This is a genomic window from Mycobacterium toneyamaense (assembly GCF_055384815.1).
Genome location: NZ_AP040333.1, coordinates 2,973,440 through 2,989,443, shown reverse-complemented (window position 1 = coordinate 2,989,443; position 16,004 = coordinate 2,973,440). Strand labels below are relative to the sequence as shown.

Sequence of the window (16,004 nt, the reverse complement as noted above, 5' to 3'; positions counted from 1 at the left end):
GTCACGACTTCGTCCGTCCCCCGTTGCTCATCCGCTGGTGCTGCGCGCTCACTGCTCTGTCCGATCATTGCCGATAACCGTCGGCGCCGCCCCCGGTTCCGGCGGGGAATCGGGCCCCGGGGAATCCGAGCGCAGCGCATCCACGACCGCCTGCGCCGTCGCCGCCCCGATGCCCGGCACCGCCGTCAGCTCGTCGACGCCGGCCTCCTTCAACCGTGCCACCGAACCGAAGTGGGTGACCAACGCCTTGCGCCGGTGCTCACCGAGACCCGGGATCGCGTCGAGCACCGACGCCGTCATCCGCTTCGACCGTTTGCTGCGGTGATAGGTGATGGCGAACCGGTGGGCTTCGTCACGCACCCGCTGCAACAGATACAGGCCCTCGCTGTTGCGCGGCATGATCAGCGGGTCCGGCTGCTCGGGGACCCACACCTCTTCCAGACGCTTGGCCAGCCCGATGACCGCCACGTCGGTGACGCCCAGTTCGTCGAGCACCGCGGCCGCCGCGTTCACCTGGGGCGCGCCGCCGTCGACCACGAACAGGTTCGGCGGATAGGCGAAACGCTTTGGCCGCACCGGGGTTTCGGTGGCGTCGGTCACGTCGGCGTTCTCCAGCACCTGGGTATCGGCGACATGGCGCGCGAAGCGCCGGCGGGTGACCTCGGCGATGGACGCGACGTCGTCGGACCGGCCGTCGCCGGCGGCCTCCCGGATCGCGTAGTGCCGGTAGTCGGACTTGCGCGGCAACCCGTCCTCGAACACCACCAGCGAGGCCACCACGTCGGTGCCCTGCACGTGGCTGATGTCGACGCACTCGATGCGCAGCGGCGCGTCGTCCAACTCCAGCGAGTCCTGAATGCTCTGCAATGCTTCCGATCTGGCGTTGAAGTCACCGGCCCGCTTGAGCTTGTGCTGCGCCAGCGCGTCCTGCGCGTTGCGCTGCACGGTGTCGGCCAGGGCGCGCTTGTCGCCACGTTGCGCCACGCGCAACTGCACCCGCGACCCCCGCAGGCCCGACAACCAGTCGGCGAGTTCGCCGGCGTTGTCCGGAAGTACCGGCACCAGAACCTCTTTCGGTACCGGGTTGGTGGTCTCGTCGGTCGGTCCGGCGCCGCGCAGCTCGGCCTGATCGCCGTAGAACTGCGTGAGGAACTGGCTCACCAGATAGTCCTCACCGGACTCCCCCGGCTCGCCCGACTTCTCGATGACCCAGCCGCGCTGACCGCGGACCCGGCCGCCCCGGACGTGGAAGACCTGCACGGCGGCTTCCAGGTCGTCGTCGGCGAAGGCCACCACGTCGGCGTCGGTGCCGTCACCGAGCACGACGGCCTGCTTCTCCAGTGCCCGCTTGAGCGCCGAGATGTTGTCGCGCAGCCGCGCGGCGCGCTCGAACTCCAATTCCTCGGCGGCCTCGGCCATCTGCTGTTCCATGTCCCGCGCCAGCCGGTCGGTCTTGCCGGCCAGGAAGTCGCAGAAGTCCTCGACGATCTTGCGGTGCTCGGCGGCGGTCACCCGGCCGACGCACGGTGCCGAGCACTTGTCGATGTAGCCCAACAGGCAGGGCCGCCCGATCTGGTTGTGCCGCTTGAACACTCCGTTCGAGCAGGTGCGCGCCGGGAACACCCGGGTGAGCAGATCCAGCGTCTCGCGGATGGCCCAGGCGTGCGAGTACGGACCGAAGTACCGGACGCCCTTGCGGCGCGGACCGCGGTAGACGAACAGCCGCGGGTACTCCTCATTGAGGGTCACCGCCAGCACGGGGTACGACTTGTCGTCGCGGTACCGGATGTTGAAGCGCGGATCGAATTCCTTGATCCAGTTGTATTCCAGCTGCAGCGCTTCGACTTCGGTCGTGACGACCGTCCACTCGACACTGCCGGCCGTCGTCACCATCTGCCGGGTCCGCGGCGCGAGCGCCGACAGGTCGGCGAAGTACGAGTTCAGCCGACTGCGCAGGCTCTTGGCCTTGCCGACGTAGATGACCCGACCGTGCGGATCCCGGAACCGGTACACCCCCGGCTCCAACGGGATGGTCCCCGGCGCAGGCCGGTACGTCGATGGATCAGGCACCGTTACAGGTTAGTTCGGCCGGCTGACAGCATCGATGAGCTCGCAGAACGCCGCGGCCTTGGCCACGTAGTTCGCGTACAGGTCGTAGCTCGCCGCGCCCGGCGACAGCAGCACGGCCGTCACCCCCGGCACGGCGGCCGCGACCTGCACCGCCGCCTGCAGACTGTCCACGGGGTGCACCGACGCGGGCCGCGCCGCGGCGAAGCGGCGGCCGATCGCGGTCCCGTTGGTCGGTCCCTGGATGAGGTGAACGTCACGTGCGCCCGAGAGCAGATAGTCGTCGATCTGGTCGTAGTCGAGCTGACGGTCCATGCCGCCGACGATGAGCGCCACCCGGTCGTCGGGCCGCATGGAGCGCAGGGCCGCGACCACGCTCTCCCCCGTGGTGGCCAGGGTGTCGTCGATCCAGCGCACGTCCCCGGTGCGGCGCACGACCTGCAGCCGGTGCGGGAGGGCCTCGAATGTCGTTACCGCGCCGAGGAATTCGTCCTCGGTCACAGCCCGGCCGAGCACTTCTGCCGCCGCGGCGGCAGCCAGGGCGCCGTTGACGACGTTGTGCTCGTAGGCCATGACGTAGTCACCTTCGGGACGCGTCACGTCCGCCGGGTCGACGGTGCGCACCACCGGCGGCAACGCGATGCCCAGCCGCTCGAGGGCGGCCAGCACCTGTGGCGTGGTGACCAGGACCTCACCGCCGTGGGCGAAGATGTTGGCTTTCGCGCCGTGGTAGGCGTCGATGTCGCCGTGCCAGTCGAGGTGGTCCTCGAAGAGGTTGGTGATCACCGAGATCCGCGGTGACGCCGTCACCAGTGCCAACTGCTGGCTGGACAGCTCGGCGACCACGACGGCGTCCGGTCCCGGATCCAGGTCCGACAGCGGGGTGCCGATGTTGCCCGCGACGACGGCATCGGCGTCGAGCCGGCACAGCAGGTGCGACAGGAACGATGCGGTGGTGCTCTTGCCCTTGGTCCCGGTGACGCCGACGGTCTGCGCGGCGTACCGGCGCAGATACCAGTCGGCGGCACTCGACAGCGTGGCGCCGGCGGCGCGTAACTCGGCGAAAAATGGCTGGTGCCAAGGTATTCCGGGGCTGAGGAAGACGACGTCGGAGTCCGCAAGGCGGGTCAGGTGTTCGGCGCCGCGCCACAGGTTGAGGTTGGCGATGTCGGTCGGTGCGTCCAGGGTGCCGCGGCCGGCGTCGTCGACGGCGTCGATCCGCGCCGCTCCCGCGGCAGCCGCGGTCCGGGCCAGCGACTGGCCCTCCTTGCCGAAACCCCAGATGCCGACGGTGGCACCCGAAAGTTGCGGGCGCTGTGCCGTCATGGCCGCGCGTCCAGGGCGGCTCGGTAACGCTCGGGCACGTACTGCACCGCCGGGCTGTCGTCGTGGTCGGCGGCGACGCGCTCCAGATCGGCTCGCGCACTGCGGAACTGCTCGACCAGCGGCAGGCCGGCCCAGGCCTCGTCGTCGAGGATCGTCAGCATCGACTCGGCGGCCTCGTAGTACTCACCGACGCACTCGAACGGCTTGTGCGCGCCCACCCCGAGGATGTCCTCGAACTCGGCACGGCTGTCGGTGCCCTCGAACAGGTTTCGGCCGAAGATCGCCTCGACCTCGGCGCGGCCCAGCCGCGGCGCCATCAGCACGAAGACGAACTGGCACTTCGGGCAGTGCCCGCACCAGGTGGCGCCGCGGCGGCCGGCGTCGAGCGCGAACGGCCGGTTGCAGCTGATGAACGCGCGGAAATACTGCGGGCTGGCGGCGAACCGGTCGGCGATCTGCGACTCCGACAGGCCACGCAGCAGCGAGAAGTACCGGTCCGGGTTCAGTCCGTACGCGGCGAGGGTGTCGCGTAACAGCGTCTCGTAGGTGACGCTCTTGGACCACTGGTGGTTGATGTCCTGGCCCATCCATTCGACATTGCCGACGTTGGACGAGCGTTCGTTGGACAGCACGACCGGCCCCAGGCCGTTGGCGTCGGCCACGATGAGGCCGATGATGCTGTTGATCGCGGTGACCGGGATGTGCCCGTTGTAGGCGCCGGCGGCGTTGACGTCGATGAGCGTGCGGTCGATGGTCCGCATGACGCGCACGTGCGGCAGCCCGCTGATCTCGACACACCGGTCGATCGGGTCGAACTTGTTGACGTTGAACAACACCGGCCGCAGCGGCGCGAGCGCTTCGATGGTCACCACCGAGTCCTTGCCGCCGCCGACCGGCACCAGCGGCGCCGCGTCGGGATTCCAGGTATCCGCCCGCGGCTCGCCGATCTCGGCACGGTCGCCGGTGATCTCCGGGCTCAGTGCGCCCGGGAGGTTGTTGCGGTACGCGTACTCACCCAGGCCACCTGCCAACACCTGCCGCAGATATTCGCGTTCGAAATCGTAAGTCGGGAAGGCGATTTCGATCTGCGGCGGCGCTGCCGCCTTGTAGTAGCTCAACGAGCAGGTCAGCGTCAGGAGGCGCAGCAGCCGGTCGTCGGGCCGGCCACCGCCCAGGGTGTCGCCGAAATCGACGGTCTCGGCGAAGCTGACATCGTCGGCGGAGTCGGCCCCGCACATGGTGTAGCGCCCGTGGAACACACCGCCCTCGATGTCGTAGCCGTCGATGCGGAACGACTTGTAGGACTGTGGGACAAAAGGTTCGGTCACAGCTGCTCCAGGAACGGCGGGTGGGCGGGATCAACGGGGACGGCATGGTCGCCGAGTTGTGCGACCGGGTGGGTGCGGTACTGCGGCGAGATCCACCAGGCGCGCAGTACCTGGTCGGCGGGCACCGAAGCACGGCGCTCGACACCGCGCACGACGCCACACGTCTGCAGCTGGTCCACCAACGAGACCGGCTCCGGATTCTCGACGCCGACCAGTTCGGCGCCGATGTCGAGGAGCAACGCGCCGACCACGGCCGGCGTGATCTCGGGACCGGGTGCGATGCCGTCCACGCAGCCCTGTTCGGCCAGCCGGCGCAGCAGCAGGTCCACGGTGCCCAGGCTGGTCGTCCGGGCCGCCATCCGCAGCCACGGCTCGTCCGTCGCCGCCGGCGGGGTCCAGCCGCTGTCGCGCCATCCGATGCGTACCGGCTTCGGCGTGCAGACCTGCGAGGGCAGGCCCGTCACCGCGCACCGGCCGCCGTCGGTGATCGTGACCGTGGCGGCGACCAGTCCCGGCAGGGTCGAGAAGGAAGCCAGCGCGGCGTCCAGATCGGCGCGGGCAGGCATGGTCAGCCCGAAGTAGTCCGCGGGTTCGGCGAGGTGCTGCCACAGCGACGGGGTGTCGACGGTCCGGCCCTGGTAGATCGGCACGGTCACCGTCGGGTACGCACCGAGGCGGCCGACCAGTTCATCGGGTGCGATCGCCACGGCGTCGGGCGGCGAAGGCATGCGAAAATCGGTCACTATCAGCAAATTCTATCCCATGGGAGGGAGCACCCAGGTGGGGGTGATCCGGCTCACCGAAGCCGACTGGCGGGTGTTCGCGGCGCTGCGGCTGCGCGCGCTGGCCGATTCCGCGGGCACCGACGATGCCGAGTACCGCGCCGAGATGAGCTTCACCGGGACGCAGTGGCGCCGTCGCCTGCGGGCGCACGCGCAGTTCGCCGTGGCTCAGGAGGACCAGCTGGTGGGCCTGATCGCGGCACATCGGGCCAGCCCGAGCTCGGTGTACCTGTACTCGCTGTGGACCGATCCGGTCGCCCGCGGCCGCGGGGTGGCGCGCACTCTGTTGACCGCGGCCATCGACTGGGGTCGCGGTCTGGGAGCGCGCACCGTGACGCTGCGGGTGCACCGCGACAACACCGCCGCGCTCGGGGTCTATCGCGCCTTCGGATTCGTCGCCACGGCCGACCCGGCGGAGGGTTCCCGAAGCCCGGGCCCGGCAGACGAACTCACGATGTCTTTGACGCTGAGCTGAGGTCCGGGCGGTATTTCGCGACCAGCTCCCGAAGCCGGTCCATCGCGTCGACGGCCCGCGCCTTGTCGACGGTCTGGATGGCCATGATCGGGACGTACTCGTCGTCGGGCAGATCCACCCGCGCCCAGCGGGCGCCCAGCGGGAACGACACCCCGACGATGTCGGACCAGGCAATCGTCTTGTCGCTCAAGACGTTACGGACGACGATGCCGGCCGGGCCGACCCGCAGCCGGGACCGTGTCGGCAACAGCACCGCACCGGCGAGGATGACACCGAGCAGCGCCATGGACACCTGGTCGGCGGTCTGGAAGATCACCCCGGTGGCACCGATTTTGAGCAGCGCCCCCACCGTGACGTGCACGGCGATGATGACGGCGGCCGCCGCGTACGCGACGTACTTCACGCGCTGCGGCCGGACCTCCAGGTCCCAGCTGCCGGTTTCCTTCGTCATCGACGCAGGTCGCGCAGCGTGATCGCGGTGGCGAGGGCCGCCGACGCGGCCTGCTCACCCTTGTCCTCGGCCGAGCCGGGCAGGCCCGCACGGTCGATGGCCTGCTCTTCGGTGTTGACCGTCAGCACACCGTTGGCGACCGGTGTCGACTCGTCGAGCGACACCCGCGTGAGGCCCTGCGTGACGGCGTCGCACACGTAGTCGAAATGCGGTGTGCCACCGCGGATCACCACACCCAGCGCGATCACCGCGTCGTGGTTCTTGGCCAATTCCTGTGCCACAACCGGGATTTCGATGGCACCGAGCACGCGGACCACGGTCGGTTCGGCGATACCCGATGCGGTGGCGACCCGGAGGGCGCCGTCGAGCAGCGCGTCACAGATCTTGGTGTGCCACGTGCTGGCGACGATGGCCAGCTTGATCCCGGACGCGTCGAGCGCCGGCATGTCCGGCACACCGACACCACTCATTTACCTTCTCCGTCTGTTGCGTCACCGGCGAAATCGTCGAGGCCGATGAGGTCGTGGCCCATCCGGTCCCGCTTGGTCATCAGGTACCGGATGTTGTCGGCGTTGGGGCCGATGGGCAGCGGCACGCGTTCGATGATGTGCAGCCCGTAGCCGTCCAGGCCGACGCGCTTGGCCGGGTTGTTGGTCAGCAGCCGCATGGAGCGGATGCCGAGGTCGACCAGGATCTGCGCGCCGATGCCGTAGTCGCGGGCGTCGGCGGGCAGGCCCAGCTCGAGGTTGGCGTCGACGGTGTCGGCGCCGGCGTCCTGCAACTGGTAGGCCTGCAGCTTGTGCAGCAGGCCGATGCCGCGGCCCTCGTGTCCGCGCATGTACAGCACCACGCCGCGGCCTTCGTTGGCCACCATCTCCATGGCGGCGTCGAGCTGGGGGCCGCAGTCGCAGCGCCGCGAGCCGAACACGTCACCGGTCAGACACTCGGAGTGCACGCGCACCAGCACGTCGTCACCGTTCTCCGGGGAAACCTCGCCGCGCACCAGCGCCACGTGCTCGACGTCCTCGTACATGCTGGTGTAGCCGACGGCCCGGAATTCGCCGTGCCGGGTCGGGATCCGGGCCTCGGCGACGCGCTCGATGTGCTTCTCGTGCTTGCGGCGCCATTCGATGAGGTCGGCGATGGAGATCAGCGCCAGGTCGTGGTCGTCGGCGAAGACGCGCAGCTCGTCGGTCTGGGCCATGGAGCCCTCGTCCTTCTGGCTGACGATCTCGCAGATCGCGCCGGCGGGCTGCAGACCGGCCAGCCGGGCCAGGTCGACGGCGGCCTCGGTGTGGCCGGGGCGGCGCAGCACGCCACCGTCCTTGGCGCGCAACGGGACTACGTGTCCGGGTTTGGTGAAGTCGTCCGCGACGGCGTCCGGATCGGCCAGCAGCTGCATGGTCTTGGCGCGGTCGGAAGCCGAAATGCCGGTTCCCACACCCTTTTTCGCGTCCACCGTGACGGTGTAGGCAGTGCCGTGCTTGTCCTGGTTCACCGCGTACATCGGCAGCAGGCCCAGCTTGTCGCAGATGGCGCCGTCGAGCGGCACACACAGGTAGCCCGAGGTGTAGCGGACCATGAAGGCCACCAGTTCCGGCGTCGCCTTCTCCGCGGCGAAGATCAGATCGCCTTCGTTCTCGCGATCTTCGTCGTCAATGACGACGACAGCCTTGCCCGCCGCGATATCGGCTATCGCCCGCTCGACGGAATCAAGCCTCGTCATCTCCACCACCCTTGCCGTGGCCACATCAGGGCCATGTTGATCACCTACCAGTATGAACCACTGGTACGGGCCGACTTACTCCCGCCGGTCCGCTCAGCGGACACGGTAGAACCGGGCGCTACTGCGCCGGGCCGAGCAGCCGTTCGACGTATTTGGCGATGACGTCCACTTCCAGGTTCACGGTGGTCCCGGCCGGGGCGCGGCCGAGCGTCGTCAGCTGCAACGTCGTTGGAATCAGAGAGATTTCGAACCAGTCGCCCTGCTCGTCTCGGCCCAGGCCGGACACCGTCAGCGAAACCCCGTCGACGGTGATGGAGCCCTTCTCGACCACGTACCGGGCCAGCTGCGGCGGCAGCGCGATGCGCACGACCTCCCAGTGCTCGGACGGTGTGCGCGACAACACAGTGCCGGTGCCGTCCACATGACCCTGCACGATGTGCCCGCCCAGGCGGCTGTTGATCGCCGCGGCGCGCTCCAGGTTCACCCGGCCGCCGACTTCGACGCCGGCGAGGCTCGACCGGTTCAGGGTCTCGGCCATCACGTCGGCGGAGAACGCGCCGTCGGGCAGCACGTCCACGACCGTCAGGCAGACGCCGTTCACCGCGATCGAGTCACCATGCCCGGCATCGGTGGTGACCAAGGGGCCGCGGATGACGAACCGCGCCGCGTCGGCCAGTTGGTCCTTGCTGACGATCTCGCCGAGCTCTTCGACAATGCCGGTGAACATGGGCCTCAGCCTAGCTATTGGCGCCGGGCCGGCCGATCGAGGCAACTTGTTGGTCGGGCGCACCTATTACGATGCAGGACATGCAGACGCGCAAACGCTCCGCCATGCTTGTTTCCCTACTCTCCACCGTGATGGCCGGGGTGCTCCTGGTCTCCGGATGTTCGAAGTCCGAGGCCCCCTCGACGCCGCTGCCCGACGCCGCAGCGCTGCTCAAGCAGTCCGCGGACACCACCCGCGGCCAGCAGAGCGTGCACCTGGTCCTGACGGTCAACGGCAAGATCGCCAAGCTGACGGTCACCAAGCTGACCGGTGACATGACGCTCACCCCCGCCGTCGCCGGCCAGGGCAAGGCCAACCTCTCGGTGGGCGGCATGGGCGTCCAGGACGCGCCGTTCGTCGTCTACGACAACCACCTGTACGCCTCGCTGTCGTCCGGTGGCCCGCTGTCCGACTTCGGCCCCGCCGACGCCATCTACGACATCTCGGCGATCCTGCGCCCGGAGACCGGCCTGGCCAACATCCTGGACAACTTCACCGACGCCAAGGCCGTGGGCCGCGAGGACATCAACGGCGTGAAGACCGTCAAGGTCACCGGCACCGTCAGCGCCGAGGCCGTCAACAAGATCGCCCCGCAGCTGAAGGTCACCACCGCGCTGCCGGGCACCGCCTGGATCGAAGAGGGCGGCAACCACCAGCTCGCGCAGGCGCAGCTGGAGACGAGCCCGGGCAACAACCTGCAGATGACGCTGACGGACTGGGGTAAGCCGGTCACCGTCAACAAGCCCGACGTTCAGTAATGGCCGGGGGTAGCAACCGCCACGTCGCCATAGCCGCGGGCAGTCTCGCGGTCCTGCTCGGCGCGCTCGACACCTACGTCGTCGTGACGATCATGACCGACATGATGAAGGACCCGCCGGACGGGATCGGCATCCCGATCAACAAGATCCAGCAGGTCACGCCCGTCGTCACGTGGTACCTGCTGGGCTACATCGCGGCGATGCCGCTGCTGGGCCGGGCGTCCGACCGGTTCGGCCGCAAGCTGGTGCTCCAGGCGAGCCTCGCGCTGTTCGCGGTCGGCTCGATCGTCACGGCGATGGCCGGCATGTTCATCCCGGCGAACGAGCTGATCGAGCCGCTCAATCAGCTGATCGTCGGCCGCACCATCCAGGGTGTGGCGAGCGGCGCGCTGCTGCCGGTGACGCTGGCGCTGGCGGCCGACCTGTGGGCCGCGCGCAACCGCGCCGGCGTGCTCGGTGGCATCGGTGCCGCGCAGGAGCTGGGCAGCGTGCTCGGCCCGCTGTACGGCGTCGCCGTGGTGTGGCTGCTGCACGACTGGCGGGATGTCTTCTGGATCAACGTGCCGCTGACCCTCGCGGCCATCGTGATGATCCACTTCAGCCTGCCGTCACGCATCGAGACCGAGAAGCCCGAGAAGATCGACGTCCTGGGCGGCGTGCTGCTCGCCGTCGCCCTGGGATTGGCGACGTGGGGCCTGTACAACCCCAACCCCGACGGCAAGCAGGTGCTCCCGGAAAACGGCCCGCCGTTGCTGATCGCCGCCGCGGTCGTCGCGGTCGCGTTCTTCGTGTGGGAGAAGATGGCCCGCACCAAGCTGATCGATCCGGTGGGCGTGCACTTCCGGCCGTTCCTGGCGGGCCTGGCGTCGTCGCTGTGCGCGGGCGCGGCGCTCATGGTCACGCTGGTGAACGTCGAGTTGTTCAGCCGCGGTGTGCTCGGCATCGACCAGGCGCATGCGATCTTCAAGCTCGCGTGGTTCCTGGGTGCGCTGCCTGTCGGCGCGCTGGTCGGCGGGTGGATCGCCACCCGGATCGGCGACCGGATCGTCGCGTTCGTCGGTCTGCTCATCGCAGCCGCCGCGTATCTGCTGGTCTCGCACTGGGACATGAACGTGCTGGAAGCCACCCACGACCTCGCGATCGTGAAGCTCCCGACACTGCCGACCGATCTGATCATCGCCGGCCTGGGCTTGGGTCTGGTCATCGGACCGCTGACGTCGGCGACGCTGCGCGTGGTCCCGACGGCGCAGCACGGCATCGCCTCGGCGGCGGTCGTGGTGTCCCGCATGATCGGCATGCTGATCGGTATGGCGGCGCTGTCCGCATGGGGTCTGTACAAGTTCAACCAGAACCTGGCCGCCCTGCCGCCGGCCAAGGGCGGCAGTCTTGCCGACGCCGCGGAGCAGATCGCCAAGAACGTGAAGACCGCCTACACCATGCAGTACAGCTCGATCTTCCTGATCACCGCGATCGTGTGTGTGGTGGGTGCGCTGGCCGGTCTGCTGATCGCCGGTCGCCACGAGCAGGCCGAGGAGCCCGAGACCGCTCCCGAGGTCGATCCCGCGCCGGTGGCGTAGGCCGTAACGACAACGGAGCCGCAGAGTCGATCGACTCTGCGGCTCCGTTGTCTCGGCGTTGTATCGGCCGTCAGCGGCAGCGCACTAGCACCGCTCTACGCCCGGGCGCATCAGCACCACGTTGTCCGGGATGTACGCCGGGGTCGGCGCGGGCGCCGGATCCGGGTGGGATCCGTTCGCGTGGGCCGCGAGGCGTTCCAGCGCGACGTCCACGGCTTCGTCGAACTCTTCGACGACACTCAGCACCGCCCGTAGGGGCCGGCGGAACATCATGTCCCGGATGCCATCTTCACTCGGACGGAAGCTGAGCCAGTCCTGCAGTGCAGTCATGCTCTTATCCTTTGCTCGTGATCACCTTCGCTCTAACGACATCGGTGAGCGCGATATTTCAGCCGGATCCAGATGATCCGGTGTCTGCCCTCAATTTTACGGATGCGAAATCGCGGCCTCCTGCGCGAATGTCGCGGCGTTGATCTCGAAGTGGTAACGATTAGCAAAACTAAAGATGGGCCGCGGTGAGCCCACTCACATTGAGCGTCACGGTGAATCGCACATCTCAGCCACAATCGGGAATCAGTTCGGGCCTTCAGACCCGCCGTACGCCTGCGCCGAACCGCCGCGCACGGCGCGAAAAGTTCGCTGGAAGCGCCCGAGCAATCAGTTCGGCACGAGACTGAGCCGCACGTCGGCCCCGACGGTCTCGACGCCGTCGAAACGCCAGCGGCGGGCCTGCGACATGGTCGACACCCCGGCGTCGTCGATCGCCGTGATGGGTCCGCCCAGCAGCGTCGGCGCCAGATACGCCAGAATCCGGTCCACGAGTCCCGCCCGGACGAATGCCCCGGCCAGCGTCGGCCCGCCTTCCAGGATCACATCGGTGCGGTCCGACAGCGCCCGCAGCACCTCGAGCGGATCGTGCGTCCTGATCACCATGGTCCGGGAATCATCGTTCAGGACGTTGGCCTCCGACGAGATTTCGCGTTCCCCGACCACCACCCGCAGCGGCTGACGGGGCGCCGGGGTGCCGTCGGACAGCCGGGCGGTCAATGTCGGGTCGTCGGCCAGCACCGTCCCCGTGCCGACGACGATGGCGTCGGCCGCCGCGCGGTGCCGGTGCACGTCGGCCCGGGCGGCGGGGCCCGTGATCCACTGGCTGGTGCCGTCGGCGGCGGCGCTGCGCCCGTCGAGGCTGGCCGCGAACTTCCACGTCACATGGGGTCGGCCGGTGCGCTGACGGTGCAGCCATTCGCGCAGCGGCCCGCCGCTGACCTCGTCGGCGAGAACACCCGAAGTCACCGTCACGCCGGCATCGGTCAGCCGCTGGGCGCCGCCCGCGGCCACCGGATTGGGGTCGGCCACGGCGAACACCACGGCCGCCACCCCGGCGTCCAGCAGCGCGTCCACGCACGGGCCGGTGCGGCCCTGGTGGTTGCACGGCTCGAGCGTCACCACGGCGGTGCCGCCCGCGGCGCGGGTACCGGCCCGCCGCAGCGCCATGACCTCGGCGTGCGCCTCCCCCGGCGGCTGGGTCCCGCCGACACCGGCCACTTCGCCGTCACGGTCCAGGATCACCGCGCCGACCGGCGGGTTCGGGTACGTCGTGCCTTTGACCGCGTCGGCCTGGCCGATGGCCAGCCGCATGGCCGCTTCGATGGCCTCCGGCGTCACAGCACCAGATGCGGTGACGCGGCCGCGGCCTGACGCCGCAGGGATTCCACCGCGGCACCCGGATCCGCCGCGTTGTACACCGCGGAGCCGGCGACGAAGCAGTCCACGCCGGCCGCGGCGGCGGCTTCGATGGTGTCGTCATTGATGCCGCCGTCGATCTCGACGACCAGGGTGAGCTCACCGGAGTCGACGAGGTTGCGGACCAGCGCCACCTTCGGCAGCACCTCGGCGATGAACTTCTGGCCACCGAAGCCCGGCTCGACCGACATCACCAGCAGGGTGTCGAAGTCACGCAGGATTTCCAGGTAGGGCTCGATCGGGGTGCCGGGCTTGACGCTCAGGCCCGCCTTGGCGCCGGCCGCGCGGATGTCGCGGGCGACGGAGATCGGGTCGTCGGTGGCCTCGGCGTGGAACGTCACGTTGTAGGCGCCGGCCTCGGCGTACGACGGAGCCCAGCGCTTGGGGTCCTCGATCATCAGATGGCAGTCCATCGGGATGTCGGTGACTTTCAGCAGGCTCTCGACGACCGGCAGACCCAGCGTCAGGTTGGGGACGAAATGGTTGTCCATGACGTCGACGTGCAGCCAGTCGGCGCCCTCGACCGCCGCGGTCTCGTCGGCGAGCCGGGCGAAGTCGGCCGAAAGGATGGACGGGGCGATCAGTGGTCCTGCCATGGCGGTCAGACTACTTTGAGCGCGGCCGCGAACATCGCATCGGTGCCATGCCGATGTGGCCATAACTGCACATGTGGTCCGGGTCCCAGCCGGTCCGCCGGCGCGAACAGCGGGCGGGTGTCGATCTGTTCGACCGGCTGACGGCGCACCGCGTCGGCGATCACCCCGACAGTCTCGGCCAGGTGCGGCGAACAGGTCGCGTACAGCACCACACCGCCCGGGCGGGTGAGTTTGATTGCCGCAGCGAGCAATTCACGCTGCAGCCGGGCGAGGCCGGGCACGTCCGACGGCTGCCGGCGCCACCGCGCCTCGGGCCGGCGGCGCAGCGCACCCAGACCGGTGCACGGGGCGTCGACCAGGACCCGGTCGAAGGATCCGGGCGCCAGGCCCGACTCACGGCCGTCGACCCGGAGGACCTCGACCCCCATGCCGGCGGTGTTGCGCTCCACCAGATCGGCACGGTGTTCCGTCGGCTCGACGGCGGTCACCGTGGCGCCGCACTGCGCGGCGATGGCCGCCAGCATCGCGGTCTTGCCGCCGGGACCCGAACACAGGTCCAGCCACCGGCTGTCGTTGCCCTCCACCGGCACCTCGGTCAGTGCGCGGGCCACCAGTTGGCTGCCCTCGTCCTGCACCTGCGCCAGGCCGTCGCGGATCGGGTCCAGCTGGCCGGGGTCGCCGCCGGGCAGATACACCGCGTACGGCGAGAAGCGGCCGACGTCGCCGCCGATCGCCGCGGCCAGCTCCTCGGCACTGATCTCTCCCGGACGGGCCGCGAGGTGCACGACGGGGCGTTCGTCGTCGCTGGTGAGCATCGCGTCGAGCTCCCCCGCGTCGGCGCCGAGGGCGTCGGCGAAGGACTGCGCCACCCAGCGCGGGTGCGCATGGGTGAACGCGGTGTGGCCGATCGGGTCGGCGGCGGCCGACGGCGCGAGCTCGGCGACCCAGGCGGCCTCGTCCTTGCTCGCGATGGCGCGCAGCACGCCGTTGACGAAACCCGCACGCACCGAATCGAATTCGATGCCGGCCTGCTCGACGGTCGTGTCCACCGCGGCGTGGGCGTCGACGCGGGTGCGGAGCAGCTGATAGGCGCCGAGCCGCAGCAGATCCAGCAGAACCGGGTCGATCCGGTCGGTGGGGCGCCCGGCGGCACTCTCGATCACCGTGTCCAGCAGCCCGACGCAGCGGCAGGTGCCGTAGGTCAGTTCGGTGGCGAAGGCCGCGTCGCGGCCGGTGATGTCGCGCTCGCGCAGGATGGCCGGCAGCGCGAGGTTGGCGTAGGCGTCGCGCTGCGACACCGCGCGCAGCACGTCGAACGCGGCGCGGCGGGCCGGATCGAGCGGCTTGCGGCGCGGGCCGCGGGGGGCCTGTGCCCGGGCCGCCGGCTGCCGGTGGCCGCCGCCGGTACGCCCCTGGTTGTTCGGCCGGCCCTGCCGTCCGCCTCGTCCGCTCCGTTCGGTCACCGGGCCACCACACCTTCGTCCAGCCGGGCACCGCGCGCCCAGTCCGCCGCATTCATCAGTTTCTTCCCCGGCGGTTGCACCATGCCCAGGCGCACCGGAGTGCTGCCGGTGCCGACCAGCACGCCGGATTTCTGCACGCGAATTACCCCGGGCGCCAACGGTTCTGCTTCGACCGGGACCACCGGCCCGAGTTTCACCCGCAGGTCGCCGATCTCGGTCCAGGCACCCGGGTTCGGCGTGACCGCGCGGATGCGGCGGTCGACGACGTGCGCGGGCAGGTCCCAGCGCACGCGCGCGTCCTCGACGGTCACCTTGGGTGCGATAGTCACGCCCTCGGCGGGCTGCGGCACCGCGGTCAGCTCGCCGTCCTCGACACCGTCGAGCGTCGTCTCCAGCAGACCGGCGCCGGCGTCGGCCAGACGGGCCAGCAGGTCGCCCGCGGTGTCGATGGGCCGCACCGCCTCGGTCAGCACGCCGTACACGGGCCCGGAGTCCAGGGCCCGTTCGATCTGGAACGTGGTGGCGCCGGTCACCTCGTCGCCCGCGGCGATGGCGGCCTGGACCGGGGCGGCGCCGCGCCACGCCGGCAGCACCGAGAAGTGCAGGTTGATCCAGCCCAGCCGGGGCACCGCCAGCAGCTCGTCGCGCAGCAGCGCACCGTAGGCGACGACGGCGCAGCAGTCGGGGGCCAGCGCGGCGAGTTCGGCGACGAACTCGGGCTCGTTGGGCTTGGCCGGACGCAGCACCGGAATGCCTTCGGCCAGAGCAAGTTCCGCGACCGGGGACGGCGCGGGCTTGCCACGGCGACCGGAGGCCGCGTCAGGACGGGTCAGCACCGCGACCACCTCGTGGCGGGGCGACGCGATGAGCCGACGCAACGACGGCAGCGCGGGTTCCGGGGTTCCGGCGAAGACGATACGCACGATCCACCAGGCTACTTGTG

At 69.7% G+C, this 16,004-nt stretch carries 16 protein-coding genes; 3 read left to right on the top strand and 13 right to left on the bottom strand.

The window, feature by feature from the left end:
- Positions 1 to 48: 48 nt before the first annotated feature.
- From uvrC to ACZ5IQ_RS14475, 4 genes are read right to left on the bottom strand one after another with little or no spacing between them, the layout of a single operon-like run.
- Positions 49 to 2,070, bottom strand: a complete 2,022-nt coding sequence (gene uvrC / locus ACZ5IQ_RS14490; protein WP_135356417.1) for an excinuclease ABC subunit UvrC — start codon at positions 2,068 to 2,070, stop codon at positions 49 to 51.
- A gap of 9 nt (positions 2,071 to 2,079) precedes the next feature.
- The gene (gene murD, locus ACZ5IQ_RS14485; protein ID WP_406802631.1) at positions 2,080 to 3,393 is read right to left on the bottom strand and encodes a UDP-N-acetylmuramoyl-L-alanine--D-glutamate ligase; all 1,314 of its coding nucleotides are present in this window, start codon (positions 3,391 to 3,393) and stop codon (positions 2,080 to 2,082) included.
- Entirely contained in the window at positions 3,390 to 4,721 is a 1,332-nt protein-coding gene (locus ACZ5IQ_RS14480) for a MurL-like N-terminal domain-containing (RefSeq protein ID WP_212811524.1), read from the bottom strand. The genes murD and ACZ5IQ_RS14480 overlap by 4 nt, the downstream gene beginning before the upstream one ends.
- Positions 4,718 to 5,449 (bottom strand): hypothetical protein, encoded by a 732-nt coding sequence (locus ACZ5IQ_RS14475; protein WP_212811525.1) that lies wholly within the window; start codon positions 5,447 to 5,449, stop codon positions 4,718 to 4,720. Before ACZ5IQ_RS14475 ends, ACZ5IQ_RS14480 begins: the two co-directional genes overlap by 4 nt.
- A 34-nt stretch (positions 5,450 to 5,483) precedes the next feature.
- Between ACZ5IQ_RS14475 and ACZ5IQ_RS14470 the strand changes: the two genes are divergently transcribed.
- Positions 5,484 to 5,978 (top strand): GNAT family N-acetyltransferase, encoded by a 495-nt coding sequence (locus ACZ5IQ_RS14470; protein WP_244872561.1) that lies wholly within the window; start codon positions 5,484 to 5,486, stop codon positions 5,976 to 5,978.
- Here the strand turns inward: ACZ5IQ_RS14470 and ACZ5IQ_RS14465 are convergent.
- The 4 genes from ACZ5IQ_RS14465 to ACZ5IQ_RS14450 form a co-directional block, all read right to left on the bottom strand.
- The gene (locus ACZ5IQ_RS14465; RefSeq protein ID WP_029120840.1) at positions 5,953 to 6,429 is read right to left on the bottom strand and encodes a PH domain-containing protein; all 477 of its coding nucleotides are present in this window, start codon (positions 6,427 to 6,429) and stop codon (positions 5,953 to 5,955) included. The two genes, ACZ5IQ_RS14470 and ACZ5IQ_RS14465, sit on opposite strands and share 26 nt — an antisense overlap.
- A complete protein-coding gene (ribH, locus tag ACZ5IQ_RS14460) occupies positions 6,426 to 6,899 on the bottom strand; it encodes a 6,7-dimethyl-8-ribityllumazine synthase (RefSeq protein ID WP_029120839.1) in 474 nt (157 codons plus the stop codon). Before ribH ends, ACZ5IQ_RS14465 begins: the two co-directional genes overlap by 4 nt.
- A complete protein-coding gene (locus ACZ5IQ_RS14455) occupies positions 6,896 to 8,155 on the bottom strand; it encodes a bifunctional 3,4-dihydroxy-2-butanone-4-phosphate synthase/GTP cyclohydrolase II (protein WP_212811527.1) in 1,260 nt (419 codons plus the stop codon). The genes ribH and ACZ5IQ_RS14455 overlap by 4 nt, the downstream gene beginning before the upstream one ends.
- A gap of 118 nt (positions 8,156 to 8,273) precedes the next feature.
- A complete protein-coding gene (locus tag ACZ5IQ_RS14450) occupies positions 8,274 to 8,882 on the bottom strand; it encodes a riboflavin synthase (protein ID WP_464481389.1) in 609 nt (202 codons plus the stop codon).
- A gap of 80 nt (positions 8,883 to 8,962) precedes the next feature.
- Here ACZ5IQ_RS14450 and ACZ5IQ_RS14445 point away from each other — a divergent pair, with 80 nt between their 5' ends.
- Complete coding sequence (locus tag ACZ5IQ_RS14445; protein WP_212811529.1) at positions 8,963 to 9,679, top strand: LppX_LprAFG lipoprotein; 717 nt, start codon at positions 8,963 to 8,965, stop codon at positions 9,677 to 9,679.
- Positions 9,679 to 11,256, top strand: a complete 1,578-nt coding sequence (locus tag ACZ5IQ_RS14440) for an MFS transporter (RefSeq protein WP_212811530.1) — start codon at positions 9,679 to 9,681, stop codon at positions 11,254 to 11,256. The genes ACZ5IQ_RS14445 and ACZ5IQ_RS14440 overlap by 1 nt, the downstream gene beginning before the upstream one ends.
- A gap of 84 nt (positions 11,257 to 11,340) precedes the next feature.
- Here ACZ5IQ_RS14440 and ACZ5IQ_RS14435 read toward each other — a convergent pair whose 3' ends face one another.
- The 5 genes from ACZ5IQ_RS14435 to fmt all read right to left on the bottom strand — a co-directional run bounded on the left by ACZ5IQ_RS14435 (position 11,341) and on the right by fmt (position 15,984).
- Positions 11,341 to 11,586, bottom strand: coding sequence for a hypothetical protein (locus ACZ5IQ_RS14435; RefSeq protein WP_212811531.1), 246 nt, complete (start codon positions 11,584 to 11,586; stop codon positions 11,341 to 11,343).
- Between the two features lie 327 nt (positions 11,587 to 11,913).
- Complete coding sequence (gene ribD / locus ACZ5IQ_RS14430; protein WP_371824543.1) at positions 11,914 to 12,924, bottom strand: bifunctional diaminohydroxyphosphoribosylaminopyrimidine deaminase/5-amino-6-(5-phosphoribosylamino)uracil reductase RibD; 1,011 nt, start codon at positions 12,922 to 12,924, stop codon at positions 11,914 to 11,916.
- Positions 12,921 to 13,598, bottom strand: a complete 678-nt coding sequence (rpe, locus tag ACZ5IQ_RS14425; RefSeq protein ID WP_212811532.1) for a ribulose-phosphate 3-epimerase — start codon at positions 13,596 to 13,598, stop codon at positions 12,921 to 12,923. The genes ribD and rpe overlap by 4 nt, the downstream gene beginning before the upstream one ends.
- A 5-nt stretch (positions 13,599 to 13,603) precedes the next feature.
- Positions 13,604 to 15,061: an RsmB/NOP family class I SAM-dependent RNA methyltransferase gene (locus ACZ5IQ_RS14420; protein WP_212811533.1), complete on the bottom strand. Its 1,458-nt coding sequence runs from the start codon at positions 15,059 to 15,061 to the stop codon at positions 13,604 to 13,606.
- The gene (gene fmt / locus ACZ5IQ_RS14415) at positions 15,058 to 15,984 is read right to left on the bottom strand and encodes a methionyl-tRNA formyltransferase (RefSeq protein ID WP_212811534.1); all 927 of its coding nucleotides are present in this window, start codon (positions 15,982 to 15,984) and stop codon (positions 15,058 to 15,060) included. Before fmt ends, ACZ5IQ_RS14420 begins: the two co-directional genes overlap by 4 nt.
- Between the last annotated feature and the right edge of the window lie 20 nt (positions 15,985 to 16,004).

Coding starts and splice junctions, on each gene's coding strand:
- ACZ5IQ_RS14435 (WP_212811531.1), bottom strand. CDS start 11,586: ATGACTGCACTGCAGGACTGGCTCAGCTTCCGTCCGAGTGAAGATGGC.
- ribH (WP_029120839.1), bottom strand. CDS start 6,899: ATGAGTGGTGTCGGTGTGCCGGACATGCCGGCGCTCGACGCGTCCGGG.
- ACZ5IQ_RS14440 (WP_212811530.1), top strand. CDS start 9,679: ATGGCCGGGGGTAGCAACCGCCACGTCGCCATAGCCGCGGGCAGTCTC.
- murD (WP_406802631.1), bottom strand. CDS start 3,393: ATGACGGCACAGCGCCCGCAACTTTCGGGTGCCACCGTCGGCATCTGG.
- ACZ5IQ_RS14470 (WP_244872561.1), top strand. CDS start 5,484: ATGGGAGGGAGCACCCAGGTGGGGGTGATCCGGCTCACCGAAGCCGAC.
- ACZ5IQ_RS14450 (WP_464481389.1), bottom strand. CDS start 8,882: ATGTTCACCGGCATTGTCGAAGAGCTCGGCGAGATCGTCAGCAAGGAC.
- ACZ5IQ_RS14475 (WP_212811525.1), bottom strand. CDS start 5,449: ATGCCTTCGCCGCCCGACGCCGTGGCGATCGCACCCGATGAACTGGTC.
- ACZ5IQ_RS14465 (WP_029120840.1), bottom strand. CDS start 6,429: ATGACGAAGGAAACCGGCAGCTGGGACCTGGAGGTCCGGCCGCAGCGC.
- ACZ5IQ_RS14455 (WP_212811527.1), bottom strand. CDS start 8,155: ATGACGAGGCTTGATTCCGTCGAGCGGGCGATAGCCGATATCGCGGCG.
- rpe (WP_212811532.1), bottom strand. CDS start 13,598: ATGGCAGGACCACTGATCGCCCCGTCCATCCTTTCGGCCGACTTCGCC.
- ACZ5IQ_RS14445 (WP_212811529.1), top strand. CDS start 8,963: ATGCAGACGCGCAAACGCTCCGCCATGCTTGTTTCCCTACTCTCCACC.